This is a genomic window from Sulfitobacter undariae, from assembly GCF_014196805.1.
In the GTDB taxonomy this organism is placed as follows: domain Bacteria; phylum Pseudomonadota; class Alphaproteobacteria; order Rhodobacterales; family Rhodobacteraceae; genus Sulfitobacter; species Sulfitobacter undariae.
This window is the reverse complement of sequence record NZ_JACIEI010000001.1, coordinates 577729-594908: the sequence shown is the minus strand read 5'-3', so window position 1 is coordinate 594908 and position 17180 is coordinate 577729. Positions and strand designations below refer to the sequence as shown.

Sequence of the window (17180 nt, the reverse complement as noted above, 5' to 3'; positions counted from 1 at the left end):
TTTTCATTCAGGTAGCTTAATCCGCAAACGGATCGGTTACCAGAATCGTGTCTTCACGCTCAGGCGAAGTCGACAGCAACGCCACAGGGCATTCGATCAATTCTTCCACGCGGCGCACATATTTAATGGCTTCCGCAGGCAAATCCGCCCACGAACGGGCGCCCTCGGTAGATTCTGACCAACCCGGCATTTCCTCATAGATAGGTGTGCAACGTGCTTGTTGATCTGCCGCTGTCGGCAAATAATCCAACCGCTTGCCGTCCAACTCATAAGCCACACAGATTTTCAGCGTCTCAAACCCGTCCAGCACGTCCAGCTTGGTAAAAGAGATACCGTTCACGCCAGATGTTGCGCAGGTTTGGCGCACCAGAACCGCATCAAACCAACCACAGCGGCGTTTACGGCCTGTGACAGTGCCAAATTCATGGCCGCGTTCACCCAGACGTTGACCGTCAGCATCGTTCAATTCCGCAGGAAACGGGCCTTCGCCAACACGGGTGGTATAGGCTTTGACGATCCCCAGAACAAAATCGATGGAGCCAGGCCCAATGCCCGTACCTGTAGCTGCTTGACCTGCGATCACATTGGATGAGGTCACAAAAGGATATGTACCAAAGTCGATGTCCAGCAACGCACCCTGCGCACCTTCAAACAAGATACGTTTGCCAGCGCGGCGTTTCTCGTTGAGAACCTTCCAAACGGGTGCAGCATATTCCAGCACACTTGGCGCGATGGCACGCAGATCCGCCAACAGGCGTTCACGATCCACAGGCTCAAGGCCCAGACCACGGCGCAGCGCATCATGGTGAACCAACGCACGGTCAACACGCAGTTCCAACGTGGCATCATCGGCCAAATCCGCAACACGCACAGAACGGCGGCCGACTTTATCTTCATAGGCTGGCCCGATGCCGCGCCCTGTTGTACCGATTTTGGCAACCGATGTTTGCTCTTCGCGCGCACGGTCCAATTCACCGTGGATCGGCAAGATTAGCGGTGTATTTTCCGCAATCATCAGCGTTTCAGGCGTGATCGTCACACCTTGGCCACGCAATCCGGCGATCTCTTTTTGCAAATGCCATGGGTCCAGCACCACACCGTTACCGATGACCGACAATTTGCCGCCCCGGACGATACCCGACGGCAGCAAGCTCAGCTTGAAGACTTCGCCGTCAATCACCAGCGTATGTCCGGCGTTATGACCGCCCTGAAAACGTGCGATCACATCAGCACGCTCGGACAGCCAGTCTACGATCTTGCCTTTACCTTCGTCACCCCATTGGGCACCTACGACAACAACATTGGCCATGATATTCCTCTCAAAGAAGCGGCAGACCCGCTCTATGCGCAGTCCAAACCCGCATCCGTATAGCCCTGCGCGCTGGGGCATGAAACCTGATTCTCACGTAAACCCATAGACTTTTGCCCCCCATCGCCCGATATTGCCGCGAAACACGACAAAGGACCGCCGCCATGGGCTTTCTAACACGCTGGATTTTCGCATTTCTGTTGCTTGCGGCCACATTCAACCCGACAGAGTATAATTATGTGCAATGGGCACGCAGCTATGGCGGGATGAATATCTCGATCGCCGTGCTGGTGGGCTTGGTTCTGTTGATCGGCTACATCATCTATCTACGCGCCACCCTGCGCAGCATTGGCGGCTTTGGCATGGGTTTGGTGCTGGCCGTTGTCGGCGCAGGCATCTGGGTGCTGTATGATCTGGGAGTCTTGCGGCTGGACAACCCCAGCATGAATGTCTGGCTTGGCCTTATCGCGCTCAGCTTTGTTCTCGCCATCGGCCTCAGTTGGAGCATCGTGCGCCGCACGCTCTCTGGTCAGGCCGATGTGGATGATGTCGATGCCTGAAGCGCGCGGGACTAGCCCCAAAGCCAGCCCAGCCTCATCATTATTCCTCAATATCAAATAACAGATTGTGAAGCTGCGTGGTCATGTGGCACCCTTGAGGAGCAGCTACATTGTTGGCTGCAACCTGAGCTTTGTTAACTAGTTATGAGGAATTACGATGCGTAGTATTGGTGGCCTTCTGGCCTTTTTGGGTATTTTTGCCATTGTTTTGAGTGCTGTGGGCCGTGTCCCTAGCTATCTGTTTTGGATCTACAACTGGGGTGAAGCTGTTGCTTGGGGGATCAAAATCGGGCTGATTGTTGTCGGCGGTGCGATGTATCTTTTGGGCTACGACAGCGATGAACAAGGCGACGATGAATAATGCAATAGACGCCGATATGGCACGCACCACGTCTTTCGTTGTGTATCAAACTTGGCGTCTATGTTAAATTTCAGAGGCAGGTAGGCAGTCGGGTTTTATCCCTGACTACCTGCCAGCTTTACAGGATCACCATGGGCCGTACTCAGATAGGCATGCTCCCACGCGGCGCGCGCTTTTTCAACGGCGGCAGGGTCGGCCATGTTGATCTCGGCCAGAAACCCTTCAAGTGTTTCCAGCCACGCGGCAAAATAGTCCTCTCCCCCGTTCAATTCCTTGGACAGACCATGCTGCTTGAGCGTCGCGCCAAAACGCTGTGCCCAGTCCCCCCAGACAAAATGCCCCGCCTCGTTCAAATGAACCGTCAGCGCAAAAAGTTGCGCATGCCAAGGGGCCTCGAACACAGGTTCTGGGGCGTTTTTCATACAGCCTCCAGATAGCTTTGCCACAGGTCCAACACGACCTCATCGCGCGGGTGCTCTGGATGCTGCCACAACTCGGACGCAGGGAAGACCACCGCATATAGCGGCTCTGGCGCTTCGCCCAAACGGTGTGCATTGCTATCTGGCAAAACATGCGTGCCGTGATACCGCAAGATTTTGCCTTTGGCGCCAGCGGCATACATCGGCAACCGCGTATGGCCACCGGCAACCAGCACATTCTGTGCAATCCGCCGCGTCATCACGGCATCGCCAATCTGGAACGCCTGTGCCACCGCGCTATCACGGTCCGCAGGACCGCCACGCGCCAAGACGCCAGCCACTTGGTCTGCCGTCAGCTTCTTGGTCGCCAAATCACTGATCTGCGCATCACAGGCTCCAGACAGTTCTGCGGGCGTCACCACTCCGCGTTCCACCAGCATATCGGCGACACCGGCGATCCACTTTTCATAATAACTGAAGGCAGCGTAATCCTTGGGGGCTAAACATTCGCGAGCATGGCGCGATACGTCGATGTTCCACTGCCCCAGCGATCCCGCCGCCAGCGTCAGCGCCAAGGCCCGAGGATGCCAATCAGCGTGAAAGATCACGTCTTCGGATTCGGGTACAATGGGACCATCGCCAAAACGGCCTCCCATATCATGGACGCGGCTCATACGGGCACCTGCACCACTCCGGTTCCGATCATACTGTCACGTGACACCAAATCCATCAGCGCCTGCTCAGACCAGCCCTCAGTCCCCGCAGGCCGCATGGGCAACACCAAATAACGCACCTCTGCTGTCGAATCCCAGACCCGTACGGCTGTTTCATCTGGCAGCCGTACATCAAAATCAGCCAAGACTGCACGCGGCTCACGCACCACACGGGCACGGTATGCGTCGGATTTATACCAACCGGGTGGTATCCCCAACAGCGGCCAAGGGTAACAACTACACAGGGTACAAACGACAAGGTTGTGCATCTGGGGGGTGTTCTCAACTACCACCATATGTTCGCCCTGACGACCGTAATAGCCCAGCTCCAGCAGTGCGGCATCGGCATCCGTGCGCAAAGCGTCTAAAAATTCCGGCTCCCGCCACGCTTTGGCAACGACATGCGCGCCGTTACGCGGTCCGATCTTGTTTTCATAGGTATCTATGATCACATCCAGCGCGGCAGGATCAACCAGCCCCTTTTGCGTTAAAATCGTTTCCAGCGCCTTAACCCGCAAAGCAGGTTGGGGCGGTAAAAGGGCGTGCGGGTGATCATGGTCATGTGTATCATGGGGCATAAACCACAGATTGCCCTGCAATATTCACCTTGTCTATGGGTCATCAGACATAAGGAGGCGCATCCTCCCTTGCCCCCATAAGCAAATATGCCTAGATACCCCCAATCCGACCCAGATAAAAAGCGGCCTGCACCCCATGTTTAACGAAAATGTCATCCTGATCATCCACCTCATCCTCGCGCTTGGCCTCATCGCCGTAGTGCTGTTGCAACGCTCCGAAGGTGGCGGGCTTGGCATGGGCGGCGGCGGCGGTGCAAATTCCGGCCGCCCAGCAGCCAGCCCGATGGCGAAAGTAACTTGGATTTTGGGCCTTGCCTTTGTGGTGACGTCTATCGCGCTGACAATCACAAGCGCACAAAAATCCGCAGGGGTTTCCGTATTGGACCGCCTGACAGATTCGCCTCCCGCGCTGGAGCAGAGCGATCCCGCTGCGGCACAAGGCTTGGGCGATCTTTTGCCACCCACACAGGGCGACAACGCACCGCTGGTCCCAACAGTCGACTAAGCGCAATAACCTCAATACCTTGAGGCAAAGCGACACTGCGTAACATCATGTTGCGACCAGCGCCTTGCCTTAACCCTCCGAATCCTGTTAGACTGAACCCCCGTGATGGTGCGTAATTTGCACCGCGAACGGCGTGTATCTTGCAGGCCAAATATACGCTCAAAAGACGCATTTTCGCGCACGGGAGAGACCTTAGATGGCACGCTATATTTTCATCACCGGCGGTGTTGTATCCTCACTTGGCAAAGGTCTGGCATCCGCAGCCCTTGGCGCATTGCTTCAGGCACGTGGATTTTCTGTCCGCCTGCGCAAGCTTGACCCCTACCTTAACGTTGATCCCGGCACGATGAGCCCGTTTGAACATGGCGAAGTGTTTGTCACGGATGACGGCGCTGAAACCGATCTGGATCTGGGCCACTATGAGCGGTTCACAGGCGTTTCTGCGCGCAAAACTGATTCCGTCTCATCGGGGCGCATCTATTCTACCGTTCTGGAAAAAGAACGCCGTGGCGATTATCTGGGCAAAACCATTCAGGTGATTCCGCATGTAACAAATGAGATCAAAGATTTCCTTGCTGTGGGTGAAGACGAAGTTGATTTCATGCTTTGCGAAATCGGCGGTACGGTAGGTGACATCGAAGGCCTGCCCTTCTTTGAAGCGATCCGCCAGTTCAGCCACGACAAACCGCGTGGCCAATGTATCTTTATGCACCTCACCCTGCTGCCCTATCTGGCCGCTTCGGGTGAATTGAAAACAAAGCCCACCCAGCACTCGGTCAAAGAACTGCAAAGCATCGGCATCGCGCCCGACATCCTTGTTTGCCGCTCTGAACATCCGATCCCCGAAAAAGAGCGCGAGAAAATCGCCCTGTTCTGTAACGTGCGCAAAGACTCTGTTGTGGCGGCATATGATCTGAAATCCATCTATGAAGCCCCGCTGGCCTATCATGCACAAGGTCTGGATCAGGCAGTATTGGACGCGTTTGATATCTCCCCTGCCCCGCGCCCCGATCTGTCCGTTTGGAATGATGTCTATGACCGCATTCACAACACCGACGGCGAAGTGAAAGTGGCGATTGTTGGTAAATACACCCAATTGGGCGATGCCTATAAATCCATCGCCGAGGCGCTGACACATGGCGGCATGGCCAACCGTGTACGGGTGAACGTGGAATGGGTCGACGCCGAAGTCTTTGATAAATCAGACGATGTGGCCCAACATCTGGAAGGCTATCACGCCATCCTTGTTCCCGGCGGCTTTGGCGAACGCGGCACAGAGGGTAAAATCAAAGCAGCCCAATACGCCCGTGAAAACAAAGTACCCTATCTGGGCATCTGTCTGGGCATGCAAATGGCCGTGATCGAAGCCGCGCGCAACGTTGCGGGCCTGTCCACTGCTGGTTCCGAAGAATTCGACCACGAATCGAAAGGCAAACGCCGCTTTGAACCTGTGGTCTATCACCTCAAGGAATGGGTGCAGGGCAATCACAAGGTTGAGCGCAAAGTCGGCGATGACAAAGGCGGCACGATGCGTCTGGGTGCCTATGATGCGACACTCAAAGAAGGCAGCAAGGTTGCCGAAGTCTATGGCACCACTGCAATCGATGAACGCCATCGCCACCGCTATGAGGTCGACATCGCCTACCGCGAACAGCTTGAGGCCGCAGGCATGACCTTCTCGGGCATGTCGCCTGATGGCAAATTGCCTGAAATCGTGGAATGGTCTGATCATCCTTGGTTCATCGGCGTGCAATTCCACCCAGAGCTGAAATCAAAGCCTTTCAAACCGCACCCGCTGTTTAAAGACTTTGTACGCGCCGCCAAAGACATGTCGCGGCTGGTTTAAGCCACCGCTCGACGGCTCCTGATCTAGACCAACACTCTGGCATGCATTCCGCTTGCCAGAGTGTTGCATAAGCCGCCCCTTAGAAAGACAAGACCTTTAATCACCGCAATCGTTTGCGACGGGGTTTCTAGTATTGTTAAACGCAACGGTATGCCCCTGTGCCACCAACGATTCTTTATGGAACGGTCCTAAGGCTCACCAAGCGGGCCAAGCCGCCACTAACTTTGGCACAAAGGCGATTGCACGATGTGTTTGCGGCAGACGATGGAGATTCATATGCAGAACGTTTTGACCACGGCGACAGAGATTGCCATGCTTCTTTATTGGCTGTTGGCAGGGTCTCTTGTTCTTGGTCTGATTTCCATTGATCCATCCCTGATGTATTCAGACTATCAAAACCCATTAGTTGCTGCTTGGAATTGGTCATTTTTTCCCATTGATGTCGCTTTTTCAGCTATTGGCTTAACCGCGCGATTTGGAACGATGGCTGGGCATCTCAAGTTCAAACTGGAAGTCATCGCAGCAGTCTTGATGCTGTGCGCGGGTCTTATGGCGGTGTCATATTGGACGATAACAGGCGATTTTGATGTGACTTGGTGGTCAATGAATCTGTGGTTGATTATTTTGGGAACTGCGAACCTCATTTGCATCAAACCAAACATGACAAAATCTGTGTAAGTGGGACACAAAGCGGCCATTCACCACATGTGCCGCGCTCCAGAAATGGCCCTTCGCTGAACAGCACTCTCTCGCTTCTTGGGTAGCCCGAGCTGCTACCTGCTGCGCAGCCTCTAATTGACTAGAACCACTGTCACGATCTTGGATGACGCGGAGTAGAAAGCCTCCGCCCTCACTCTGACGTCGAACCAGATCCACGCCTTTTCGCGGAAAGCCATATGTGACCTAGTTCCAATTTTAACTACATTTCTGGTGGGCAGACACTCAATCCACACGCGATATCACCCTGTTTTTATGCACTTAATGCACGCATCACGATTTATCACGATGGCGCTTGTAACTGGCTCACAACATCTTATATCGATTAACATTCCACCGTCGTTCTTTTGGAAAACCCTTTCCAAGGACCTAGATAAGAACACGGATGTTGGTAAATAGTATGGAGCGTTATAATGAAAACTTCCCTAATCCCCCTGCTGGCTTTTTCTCTCTTCCTCGCGGCATGCGATGAGCCCATGATTTCAGACGAAATCCCTGTATCCGAGCGCGGGAACTGGAATAACAAATCATCCGGCCAGTTAACGTTAACAAACGGCTCTAACTGGAACGGTGGAGGGTCCAATTGGCAGCCCAACCGCCCCAACACATTTGGTATCAGCTGCCCCTACGCCGATCCTTATGTCGTGACCTATGTAAGCAAAAACCGCGATGCGATCAGAACTGACTTTGGCGGTTCCAGAATCCTTCCGCGGGTACAAGCAGCAAACGGCGAAAAATTCTCTTCCGGAGAATACGAAATCTGGTTGAATGGCGACCAAGCGTTGTTGACCAACTACCTTGGCAACACTGTGCAATGCCGCGTAACAACAAGATAATACGCACGTTCATAGCATAAAAACTGCTGTAGCTGATGGTCACAGACTTTGAACCATCAGCTACAGCACCTGTAGTTTTCAGTGTACCAGTACACATCAAACCACATAGTTAATCGCCGCGAGCAAGTAACCTTGTCCGACACACTTTAAATTTCAGACAATTGCGGTTTAGAGTGTTAGCCTAAGGTTTCATCACTTCAAAAACCTCGGTTTGTTCAACGTTCCTGAATGGCGGCTCTACGGGACCTTTCAGGCCCTAACTGCAAGCGCTCATTTTCGGATCTGCGAACCGTTCAACAAAGGGTCGTTTTGGGAGAGTAGTGCGTGCGTCAGAACTTGACCCACTATGAGGACGTGAGTTACCGATTCAAAACGTTAAAAGACGCATAAATAGTTGATTGGTAAGCTAGGATGATTGATTTCCTGAACGGTAAGAAAAGCTTGGGAGTCACATATTGGGTGGGCGTCGTGGGGTTTGGGCTGATCTTGCGTGCCGGCAATTGGTATATCACTCAACAGTATTTTACCCAGCAAGATCCGGCTGCCTTAGAAACACTAGATTTTGGGCACAGAGTTTTCTTTGTCGCATGTACAATCGTGACCCTGCTACTGCTTCGGGCTATGGTCAAAGCAGGCTTCAACAATCGCAAACCCGGTGGTTGGGGATGGCTAGGCATAGCCATCGCCGCACTTGGGGTGGCAAACGTAGGATACAGCACCATCGCACTATTGAACCCCTCAGTGGTGACGCCTCGGGTTATGCTTGTAATGGAAATTGCTGAACTCAACAAACATCTTCCAAAAACGATCGATACAGAATCCACATTGAACAAGGTCGAAATTATCGGCGATGATCTAGTCTATTTTTACAGCAACACACTTCCTGTGACCGCCGATATGGTCCCTGATTTAAAACGTATTTTCACGATGGACGGTATCGAAGGGCAATCGCTTTGCCGCGATCTTGAAGGCTACTTTCATGGTGGTCTCGAAAACGTAAGATACGAATTCACCTACTCTAACCAGTCCATCACAGCACAATTAACCGCCCAAGACTGTCTGTCTTTTCTTGCAAACGAATAACGGCTGCCGGTATCAAAAACGCGTACTGCACGTTTGGTTTTATGGAAGCAGCCATTGGGACAAGTCGGCATTGTCCGCACACTGACCTTCAGAGCCGCTCCAAAAACGCTCGGTTTTGAAACGGCCTAAAAGGCGCACTTTCGCGCCGTCAAAAACCCCATTCAAAACCCCAGTAGTTGTTGAGGGTTTTTGGCTCGCACGTATTAGCCGCCTGTTAACCGATTAAACGCACTGCCCCCCTATATCCATAATGAGGCTGCGTTCACGTCATTTCGGCCAACCGCGCCACATAGCGGGCAAGCGTATCGATCTCCAGGTTCACGCGGTCCCCGACGACCACATCGCCCCATGTGGTCGCGATCTTGGTGTGGGGGATAAAGTTGATGCCAAAGTCACAGTTATCAACTTCGTTCACCGTCAAAGACGTGCCATTCAACGCAACCGAACCTTTGGGCGCGATAAACTTGGCCAAAGCCAGTGGCGCGCGCAATGTCACACGGGTGCTATCGCCTTCATCATGCATGGCGATCACTTCGGCCACGCCATCCACATGGCCCGAAACGATATGGCCGCCCAACTCGTCCCCGACCTTTAAGGCACGTTCAAGGTTGACGCGACGGCCCAGTTTCCAATCCCCCAGATTGGTCAAATCCACCGTCTCGCGGCTGACCTGCACTTCGTACCAATCCGCGCCCAGATCAACGACCGTCAGACAGACACCATCGCTGGCGATGGATGCGCCCATGTCGATGCCGCCCGTCTCATACCCGCAGGTGATCCGTACGCGCAGATCGCCTTCCTGCTTCAAATCGGAAATGGTGCCTATGTCGGTGATAATCCCCGTGAACATCCCTGTTCCTTTCGTCTATAGTGGAAAGACTTTATGATAAGTCATAATTTGGTCAGAGTTTTGCGGCTAAATACGTTAAAGAGCAACCAAAGAAAGCCCGACATGGCGCCCGATACACCCGACAATAGGGTATTTTTATTCCTGCAAGGGCCGCATGGCCCCTTCTTTAACCGCTTGGGCAAAATGCTCCGTGCGGCAGGGGCAGAGGTATGGCGTGTTGGTTTTAACGCGGGTGATCGCGCTTTTTGGTTCCACGCTGCCAGCTATATCCCCTTTCGCGGAAGTGCCGAGGCATGGGCGCAGACCTTCAAAGATCTGCTGGAAGAAAAGTCCGTCACTGACATTGTCCTTTACGGGGACACACGCCCGATCCACGCTGAGGCTGTGGCAGAGGCCCGCGCGCGCGGGCTTACAGTACATGTCTTTGAAGAAGGTTATATGCGCCCCTATTGGGTAACTTATGAGCGCGGCGGCACAAACGGAAATTCCCGCCTGATGGATATGAGCATTGAACAGATGCAAAAAGCGCTGGAAAAATCCGACATGGAAGCGCCCCTGCCCCCCGGGCATTGGGGCGACATGCGCCAACATGTATTTTACGGTGCGCTTTATCATTGGTTTGTGATGTTCCGGAACGGCGATTACAAAAATTTCCGCCCACACCGTGATCTCCCCGTCACCAAGGAATTTCAGCTTTACCTTAAACGTCTGCTATTAATGCCAGTGCAGGCGATAGAGCGGCAGATGGCCACGCTGCGCATCCGTTATGGCGGTTTCCCTTATCATCTGGCGCTTTTGCAGCTTGAGCATGACAGCTCGTTTCAAAAGCATTCGCCATTCGACACAATGAGCGATTTTCTAGAGCTGGTGATAGACGGTTTTGCAAAAGGTGCGCCGCAGCACCATCATCTGGTTGTCAAAGCCCACCCACTGGAAGATGGCCGCGTGCCAGTACGCCGCGACATCAAGCGGCTGGCCAAAGCGCGTGGAGTGTCAGACCGAGTGCATTTTGTGCGCGGCGGCAAACTGGCGCAGCTTTTGAACGATGCACGCACTGCGGTGACTGTGAACTCGACTGCGGGCCAGCAGGTCTTGTGGCGGGGTATCCCGCTCAAAGTGTTCGGACGAGCGGTTTATGCCAAACCTGAATTTGTATCAGATCAGGCCCTGCCCGAGTTTTTTCAAAATGCCTCGCGTCCTGACAACCGCGCTTACAAGGATTTCCGCCGCTACCTGCTGGAAACCAGTCAGCTTCCGGGTGGTTTTTATGCGTCGCGTGGGCGCAGACAATTGATGCGACAGGTTGTCGATATGATGCTCGGACCTGATGATCCGTATCAAGCACTGGATTCAGGCACCGCCCCTCCACGCCAGCAGTTGCGGCTTGTGAACTAAGCACCACAAGCCCTTGTGGTTAATGTTAAGAAACACCCGAAATCGCGGCAGCAATGCCACACATTTTCCCTGTCACCCTATATAAACCCCACACTTTGGTAGATTTACTCACATAACTCCGATACGCTGGAAAACAATACGTCGACACAATCGGCGATCTTGAGGCAGAAAATAGGTCGAGGAGACCGGGCAGTGAAAACCCTTAACATCCGGTGGGCACGTTCCATCGCAGTCGTTGCGGCTTGTTCCGTTCTGGCCACCTGCGGCCTACCGCAGGTTGGCCCAAACAAACGTCAACTCTTTGCTGGGTCCGTTCAGCGTGAAGGCGACGCGTTTGTCGTTGCGGTCAATGACCGCGTGACCCGCGCCACGGCCGTCGTTCCCGCACTTGGTTTCTCGGACGCGTTCTTAAAGGCAGGCCGGGTCGGTTCGGATACGATCCGTGCAGGTGATGTTTTAGGCATTACCGTCTATGAAAACGTTGATGACAGCCTGCTGGGCACCGAAGGCGCACCGGCAAACCTTGAAGAAGTCCAAGTCGACGGCGCCGGGTTTATCTTTATTCCTTATGCTGGCCGTATTAAGGCAGCGGGTAACTCTCCCGAAGCGATCCGCCGCATCATTACCAACAAGCTGGCAGACCAGACCCCTGATCCACAGGTCGAAGTCCGCCGCGCGGCTGGTGATGGCTCAACAGTCTCCCTCGTTGGCGCTGTAGGCGGTCAGGGCATCTATCCTATTGAACGCCCGACCCGCACCTTGGCAACCATGTTGGCCAAATCAGGCGGCATCACGATCCTCCCCGAAGTTGCACAAGTCACTGTGATACGTGGCAAGGCACGCGGTACAATCTGGTTCGAAGACCTGTACCAGCACCCCCAACTTGATATTGCATTGCGTGCCGGAGATAAAATTCTGGTTGAGCAAGATACACGCGCCTTCACCGCATTGGGTGCCACTGGTTCACAGGCACGCGTGCCCTTTGAAACGCAAAACCTGTCAGCCCTAGAAGCCATTGCACAAGTTGGTGGTTTGTTGGCCTCTTCGGCCGATCCTACGGGCGTGTTTGTCTTGCGAAACGAACCAGAAGTCGTGGCCGAGCAAGTGCTGGCTCGCAACGATCTGGAAGGCGCACAGCGCATGGTATATGTGCTGGACCTCACAGAGCCAAACGGCATGTTCATGGCACGGGATTTTGTAATCCGTGACGGCGATACGCTTTATGTGACCGAAGCGCCCTTCACCCAATGGACCAAAGTCATCTCTGCCATCACTGGCACAGCCAGCTCTGCTTCCAGCCTTACATCGCTGGCAAGCAACTAAACACAATGGGCCTAGGTCCCGAGATTTATACCGCCGCCGGTTCCGAAAAGGACCGGCGGCTTTTCGTTTACAATGGCGGCTTCCTCACTCAAGGCCGCATTCGGCGCATTCTTCAGTTGTCGGGCTACTCTATCCACATTGGCCTCCCCTCCGAGCGGGGCGATGCCGTAGCTGTCTGGGGGAACTCCCCGACTGCGCACCGTGGGGTCGGGGTGGCAGAGGCACGTGATGCGCCTATTGTCCGTGTCGAAGACGCCCTTTTACGTTCACTTTTCCCTGGTCGTGACGGAGAGCCGCCACTCGGATTGCTGGTTGATCACCGTGCGGTACATTTTGATCCCTCCAAACCCTCAGACCTTGAAATCCTTCTTGCCACACATCCACTTGATGATACCGCACTGTTGAACCGTGCGCGTGCCTGCATTGCACGGTTACAAGAGGCACATCTCAGCAAATACGCCGCAATACCTGCTGACACGCCTGCCCCCGCTGCAGGGTATGTTGTGGTCATTGATCAAACGGAAGGCGATGCCTCGGTCACCGCATCAGGTGCAGACCGCTCGCGGTTTCTTGAAATGCTCTATTACGCGCAAGAGGAACACCCTGGCGCACGTATTCTTATCAAAACACATCCCGAAACGACAGCAGGCCACCGCAAAGGATACTTCCGCGATAGTGACCTCAATGACTGGATGGAATTTATAACAGAGCCGATCAGCCCTTACACCCTCTTTGAGGGGGCATTGGGCGTCTATACAGTCTCCTCGGGCTTGGGGTTTGAGGCTATATTTGCAGGGCACAAACCCCGCGTGTTTGGTCAGCCCTTTTATGCAGGCTGGGGGTTGACCCAAGATGCCTTTGAAATCCAACGCCGCCAGCGCGTTCTCACACGCGCGCAGCTGTTTGCCGCCGCCATGATCCTGTATCCCCGTTGGTATGATCCCTACCGTGATACGCTTTGTACGTTGGAAACCGTGATCGACACGCTAGAAGCCCTCGCGCGTAGCTGGCGCGAAGACCGACAGGGCTGGACAGCGATTGGCATGAGTAATTGGAAGCGCCCGCATCTTCAAAAGTTCTATGGCGCATACAAAGAACTCACATTTGCTGACACCCCGATGGATATATCCAGCAAACCGCAAATGGTCTGGGCAAGCAAGATTGACCTCGGGCGTAAGGGGATTACCCGCATCGAAGACGGGTTTATCCGCTCCCGTGGTCTGGGCGCCGCTCTGACACCACCGCTGTCACTGGTCACCGATGATCTGGGCATCTACTATAATCCCGCCGCCCCCTCGCGACTTGAAAAATGGATCGAAACCCGCGCCACTCTGCGCCCTGATCAAAAATTGCGCGCCACCCGCCTGATCCGGTCCCTGACCGATGCGGGCCTGAGCAAATATAACACCGGAAATGCACCTGATGCCCTGCCCGAGGGCCACCGCATTCTTGTTTGTGGTCAAGTCGCTGATGATGCGTCCATCCGCACAGGCACCAGTGATATCACAACCAATCAGGCATTGCTGGATGCCGTGCGTGCAGCCAACCCTGATGCGGTGATCTTGTTCAAACCCCACCCCGATGTCGAAGCGGGCCTGCGCGAGGGGGCTTTGACCAATCCCGCAGCCGCTACACAGATTGTAACCAACACCGATCCCGCCGCCCTGTTGGCGCAGGTGCATGAGGTGCATACAATGACTTCGCTGATGGGGTTTGAAGCCTTGCTGCGCGGCCTGCCCGTTACCACTTATGGCGCGCCGTTTTATGCGGGATGGGGGCTGACAACTGACCGCTCGGATGTGCCGCCGCGCCGCCGCGCCACCCCCACGCTCGAAGGTTTGGCGCATGCTGCCTTGATTGATTACCCCCGCTACTTTGATCCGAAAACGGGCCTGCCCTGCCCTGTCGAAGTTGCCATCTTGCGGCTCAGCCAAGGCGACGTTCCGCGCCCTAGCCGCCGCAACCGTCTTCTGTCACGGCTCCAAAGCATATTTGCCAGCAAAGCGCATCTCTGGCGCAAATAGAGAGATCAGTTGCGGGTGCGGACCCATCGGTTGAACACGTCCGGCCCCACGGCCATCGTTTCCTCTAGGTCATAGCGCTGCGCCTGTGCCAGCCGCGCCAGCCCCATTGCGCCGATAGCAGGCAGGCCCTCGGCACCAATCATCAATCCTGCTGAAAATCCCACAAGATGATCCACCAGATCGGCCTGCAACAGGCTTGCCGCAACAGCAGAACCACCCTCCGAGAACACCCGCGTGAGGCCATAAGTGCCAAGGCGCTGCAAAACATCTGCCAAATCCAACTGGCTCCCCTGTACGGCACAAGGCAGCAATGTCGCGCCCAGACCTTTCCATGCGTCGATCAGCGCCACAGGCGCGGTGGCCCCATGGCAAATCAACAAAGGAATATCCGCAGCCGTCTGGGCCAGTTTGCAATTCAAAGGCAGATCCAACCGCCGTGACAGAACCACGCGCACAGGTTGTCGGGTCATGCCCAGATCACGCACATTCAACGAAGGATCATCGGCGCGGACTGTGCCGCCGCCCACCATCACCGCGTCATGGCTGCTGCGCATCGCATGCACCATACGCCTTGCAGGCGCTTGGGTGATCCACTGGCTTTCGCCTGTTGCCGTTGCGATCCGCCCGTCAAATGAATTGGCCAGCTTCAGGGTTACCATTGGGCGGCCCAGCTCTATACGGCTCAAAAATCCTTGATGATCGCGGCGTGCTTGTTGCTCCAGCACACCAGTCTGCACGCTGATCCCTGCGTCGCGCAGCATCGTCACACCGCGCCCGCAAACCCGTTCGTCGCTGTCACCCAAGGCAACCACAACACGTGCCACTCCCGCATCAGTAAGGGCCTGCGCACAGGGCGGCGTCTGACCATGATGCGCGCAAGGCTCAAGCGTGACATAGACGGTTGCGCCGCGTGCGGCCTCTCCCGCTTGTGCCAATGCTTGTGGTTCTGCGTGGGGTCGCCCTGAGGGCGCAGTCCAGCCGCGCCCGATGATGCGCCCGTCGCGCACGATCACACAGCCCACCGCAGGGTTGGGCCATGTGTTGCCCCAGCCGCGCCGCCCTAAGGACAGCGCGAGGGCCATATAGCGTGCATCGCTCACCCTTCTGGTGGCGTCTCGGGGCGCAATTCCTGAACGAACTTGTCAAAGTCATCCGCCGCTTGGAAGTTTTTGTAAACACTGGCAAAGCGCACATAGGCCACGGTATCGATCCGCGCCAAAGCTTCCATCACGATCTCACCGATGTGCTTTGATCCAATGTCCGTTTCGCCCATGCTCTCCAGCCTGCGCACAATACCACTGATCATCTGATCAATACGCTCTGGCTCAATCGGACGTTTTTGCATGGAAATTCGAATGGAACGCTCCAGCTTGTCGCGGTCAAAATCTTCGCGTTTGCCAGAAGTTTTGATCACCACCAGATCGCGCAGTTGCACGCGTTCATATGTGGTAAATCGCCCGCCACAGGCCGGGCAAAACCGACGGCGGCGTATGGATACGTGATCCTCCGCTGGTCGGCTGTCTTTTACTTGAGTATCTAAATGTCCACAAAACGGGCAACGCATTTGCCGGTCCCCTTATTCCTGATCCGCCTCTATTGTGGGATCACCGCCCCACTTATCCACAGGTATACGCGACCCACAAGGTTTTGGGTAGTGCAGAAATTTATCTCAATATGATGGGGTGTTTGGGCAAAAATCCGAAGCGCGGCAGTGCTTAATCGCTGCGAAAATGTGCTGCGATTTGACGGCGGTGCGGCGCGTCACGGTGCTCAAACAAAAAGAGTCCCTGCCATGTCCCCAAAACCATACGCCCGCTTTGGACGGGGATGCTGAGACTGACGGGCAGCATTGCGGCTTTGATATGTGCGGGCATGTCATCAGGCCCTTCCAACGTGTGCACAAGGTAGGACATCTGATCAGTATCACTGTGCGGAACAAGGCGGCTGAAGTAAGCACGCAGATCACGCTGAACGTCTGGATCGGCGTTCTCTTGGATCAGCAGAGACGTCGAAGTGTGCTGAACCAGCAGCGTCAGCAGCCCATCCCCTGCCCCTTGCAGCCACGCCGCTACATGATCGGTGAATTCATAAAGCCGCGGGCCGTTGGTTTGTATTTCGAAACGGGTCTGCATCAATTCCTCAGCGCGAAATGCCCGGTTCGTAGTCATCCGGCCTGCAGAATTGAATAGCGTGATCCACAGGCAAGCCGACGCCGACTTTTGTCATGCTTAGCGTGAGAGATTTTGAGGGCGCTTGTGACAGGCTTGCGGCGTCCGTTGTGAAGACAACCGATTTTTGTCCCGCAACGCTGCGCGAAGGGGCGCTGCCTTGGCTTATGTAAATACGTCCCCGCGTGCCCAAGCGATTTTCAGCATAGTCAGCGGCTGCACACCAAACACCACGTGGGCCCATCCCCCCTGACCTGATCACCTCAAACGTGCTTTGGCCCAACGGGACAACATCCATAGAATTCACAGCGCGGTAGCTTTGCGCATTGGCAGCAAGCGGCAAGACAGTCGCGAGGATGGTCGCAATAATGGTAGAACGCATAATTCTTCTCCTTTGAGGCTTAGCTAAAGATAGGGCCTGTGCCAGCCAAAGCAAAGTCAAAGCTACGTGAATTTGGGCCGCCTGCGCGTCAGGCAAAAGAAAACCCCGCCC

19 protein-coding genes are annotated in these 17180 nt (G+C 54.8%); 10 read left to right on the top strand and 9 right to left on the bottom strand.

Features of this window, described 5'->3' with window-relative positions; all coding sequences use genetic code 11:
* Nucleotides 1–16 precede the first annotated feature (16 nt).
* Nucleotides 17–1309 (bottom strand): adenylosuccinate synthase, encoded by a 1293-nt coding sequence (locus GGR95_RS02975; protein ID WP_184562573.1) that lies wholly within the window; start codon nt 1307–1309, stop codon nt 17–19.
* A gap of 164 nt (nt 1310–1473) precedes the next feature.
* Between GGR95_RS02975 and GGR95_RS02970 the strand changes: the two genes are divergently transcribed.
* The gene (locus tag GGR95_RS02970; protein ID WP_184562571.1) at nt 1474–1869 is read left to right on the top strand and encodes a DUF6524 family protein; all 396 of its coding nucleotides are present in this window, start codon (nt 1474–1476) and stop codon (nt 1867–1869) included.
* A 157-nt stretch (nt 1870–2026) separates the two neighbouring features.
* Nucleotides 2027–2230: a hypothetical protein gene (locus tag GGR95_RS02965; RefSeq protein ID WP_184562569.1), complete on the top strand. Its 204-nt coding sequence runs from the start codon at nt 2027–2029 to the stop codon at nt 2228–2230.
* A 95-nt stretch (nt 2231–2325) separates the two neighbouring features.
* Here GGR95_RS02965 and GGR95_RS02960 read toward each other — a convergent pair whose 3' ends face one another.
* Genes GGR95_RS02960 through nthA form a run of 3 tightly spaced genes read right to left on the bottom strand, consistent with a single transcriptional unit; the run spans nt 2326 to nt 3940 of the window.
* Complete coding sequence (locus GGR95_RS02960) at nt 2326–2652, bottom strand: nitrile hydratase accessory protein (RefSeq protein WP_184562567.1); 327 nt, start codon at nt 2650–2652, stop codon at nt 2326–2328.
* Entirely contained in the window at nt 2649–3323 is a 675-nt protein-coding gene (gene nthB, locus GGR95_RS02955; RefSeq protein WP_184562565.1) for a nitrile hydratase subunit beta, read from the bottom strand. Before nthB ends, GGR95_RS02960 begins: the two co-directional genes overlap by 4 nt.
* Complete coding sequence (gene nthA, locus GGR95_RS02950) at nt 3320–3940, bottom strand: nitrile hydratase subunit alpha (RefSeq protein WP_184562563.1); 621 nt, start codon at nt 3938–3940, stop codon at nt 3320–3322. Before nthA ends, nthB begins: the two co-directional genes overlap by 4 nt.
* Before the next feature lie 136 nt (nt 3941–4076).
* Here nthA and secG point away from each other — a divergent pair, with 136 nt between their 5' ends.
* From secG to GGR95_RS02925, 5 genes are all read left to right on the top strand, one after another.
* A complete protein-coding gene (gene secG, locus GGR95_RS02945; RefSeq protein ID WP_184562561.1) occupies nt 4077–4445 on the top strand; it encodes a preprotein translocase subunit SecG in 369 nt (122 codons plus the stop codon).
* Between the two features lie 196 nt (nt 4446–4641).
* Complete coding sequence (pyrG, locus tag GGR95_RS02940; RefSeq protein WP_184562559.1) at nt 4642–6291, top strand: CTP synthase; 1650 nt, start codon at nt 4642–4644, stop codon at nt 6289–6291.
* 276 nt (nt 6292–6567) lie between these two features.
* Nucleotides 6568–6969: a DUF5360 family protein gene (locus GGR95_RS02935; RefSeq protein ID WP_184562557.1), complete on the top strand. Its 402-nt coding sequence runs from the start codon at nt 6568–6570 to the stop codon at nt 6967–6969.
* Between the two features lie 452 nt (nt 6970–7421).
* Complete coding sequence (locus GGR95_RS02930; protein WP_184562555.1) at nt 7422–7844, top strand: MliC family protein; 423 nt, start codon at nt 7422–7424, stop codon at nt 7842–7844.
* A gap of 411 nt (nt 7845–8255) precedes the next feature.
* Nucleotides 8256–8927 (top strand): hypothetical protein, encoded by a 672-nt coding sequence (locus tag GGR95_RS02925; protein ID WP_184562553.1) that lies wholly within the window; start codon nt 8256–8258, stop codon nt 8925–8927.
* Between the two features lie 262 nt (nt 8928–9189).
* Here the strand turns inward: GGR95_RS02925 and GGR95_RS02920 are convergent, their stop codons facing one another.
* Complete coding sequence (locus tag GGR95_RS02920; RefSeq protein ID WP_184562551.1) at nt 9190–9777, bottom strand: riboflavin synthase; 588 nt, start codon at nt 9775–9777, stop codon at nt 9190–9192.
* Between the two features lie 102 nt (nt 9778–9879).
* Between GGR95_RS02920 and GGR95_RS02915 the strand changes: the two genes are divergently transcribed.
* From GGR95_RS02915 to GGR95_RS02905, 3 genes are all read left to right on the top strand, one after another.
* A complete protein-coding gene (locus tag GGR95_RS02915; RefSeq protein ID WP_184562549.1) occupies nt 9880–11172 on the top strand; it encodes a capsule biosynthesis protein in 1293 nt (430 codons plus the stop codon).
* A gap of 192 nt (nt 11173–11364) precedes the next feature.
* On the top strand, nt 11365–12495 hold the full coding sequence (locus GGR95_RS02910) for a polysaccharide biosynthesis/export family protein (protein WP_184562547.1): 1131 nt from the start codon (nt 11365–11367) through the stop codon (nt 12493–12495).
* Between the two features lie 5 nt (nt 12496–12500).
* A complete protein-coding gene (locus GGR95_RS02905; protein WP_184562545.1) occupies nt 12501–14519 on the top strand; it encodes a capsular polysaccharide biosynthesis protein in 2019 nt (672 codons plus the stop codon).
* A gap of 5 nt (nt 14520–14524) precedes the next feature.
* On the opposite strand, the gene ribD is transcribed toward GGR95_RS02905, so the two are convergent.
* The 4 genes from ribD to GGR95_RS02885 all read right to left on the bottom strand — a co-directional run bounded on the left by ribD (nt 14525) and on the right by GGR95_RS02885 (nt 17069).
* Complete coding sequence (ribD, locus tag GGR95_RS02900) at nt 14525–15601, bottom strand: bifunctional diaminohydroxyphosphoribosylaminopyrimidine deaminase/5-amino-6-(5-phosphoribosylamino)uracil reductase RibD (protein WP_184562798.1); 1077 nt, start codon at nt 15599–15601, stop codon at nt 14525–14527.
* 14 nt (nt 15602–15615) lie between these two features.
* Nucleotides 15616–16083, bottom strand: a complete 468-nt coding sequence (nrdR, locus tag GGR95_RS02895) for a transcriptional regulator NrdR (protein WP_184562542.1) — start codon at nt 16081–16083, stop codon at nt 15616–15618.
* 151 nt (nt 16084–16234) lie between these two features.
* Nucleotides 16235–16651, bottom strand: a complete 417-nt coding sequence (locus tag GGR95_RS02890) for a secondary thiamine-phosphate synthase enzyme YjbQ (RefSeq protein ID WP_184562796.1) — start codon at nt 16649–16651, stop codon at nt 16235–16237.
* 7 nt (nt 16652–16658) lie between these two features.
* The gene (locus GGR95_RS02885) at nt 16659–17069 is read right to left on the bottom strand and encodes a hypothetical protein (protein WP_184562540.1); all 411 of its coding nucleotides are present in this window, start codon (nt 17067–17069) and stop codon (nt 16659–16661) included.
* Between the last annotated feature and the right edge of the window lie 111 nt (nt 17070–17180).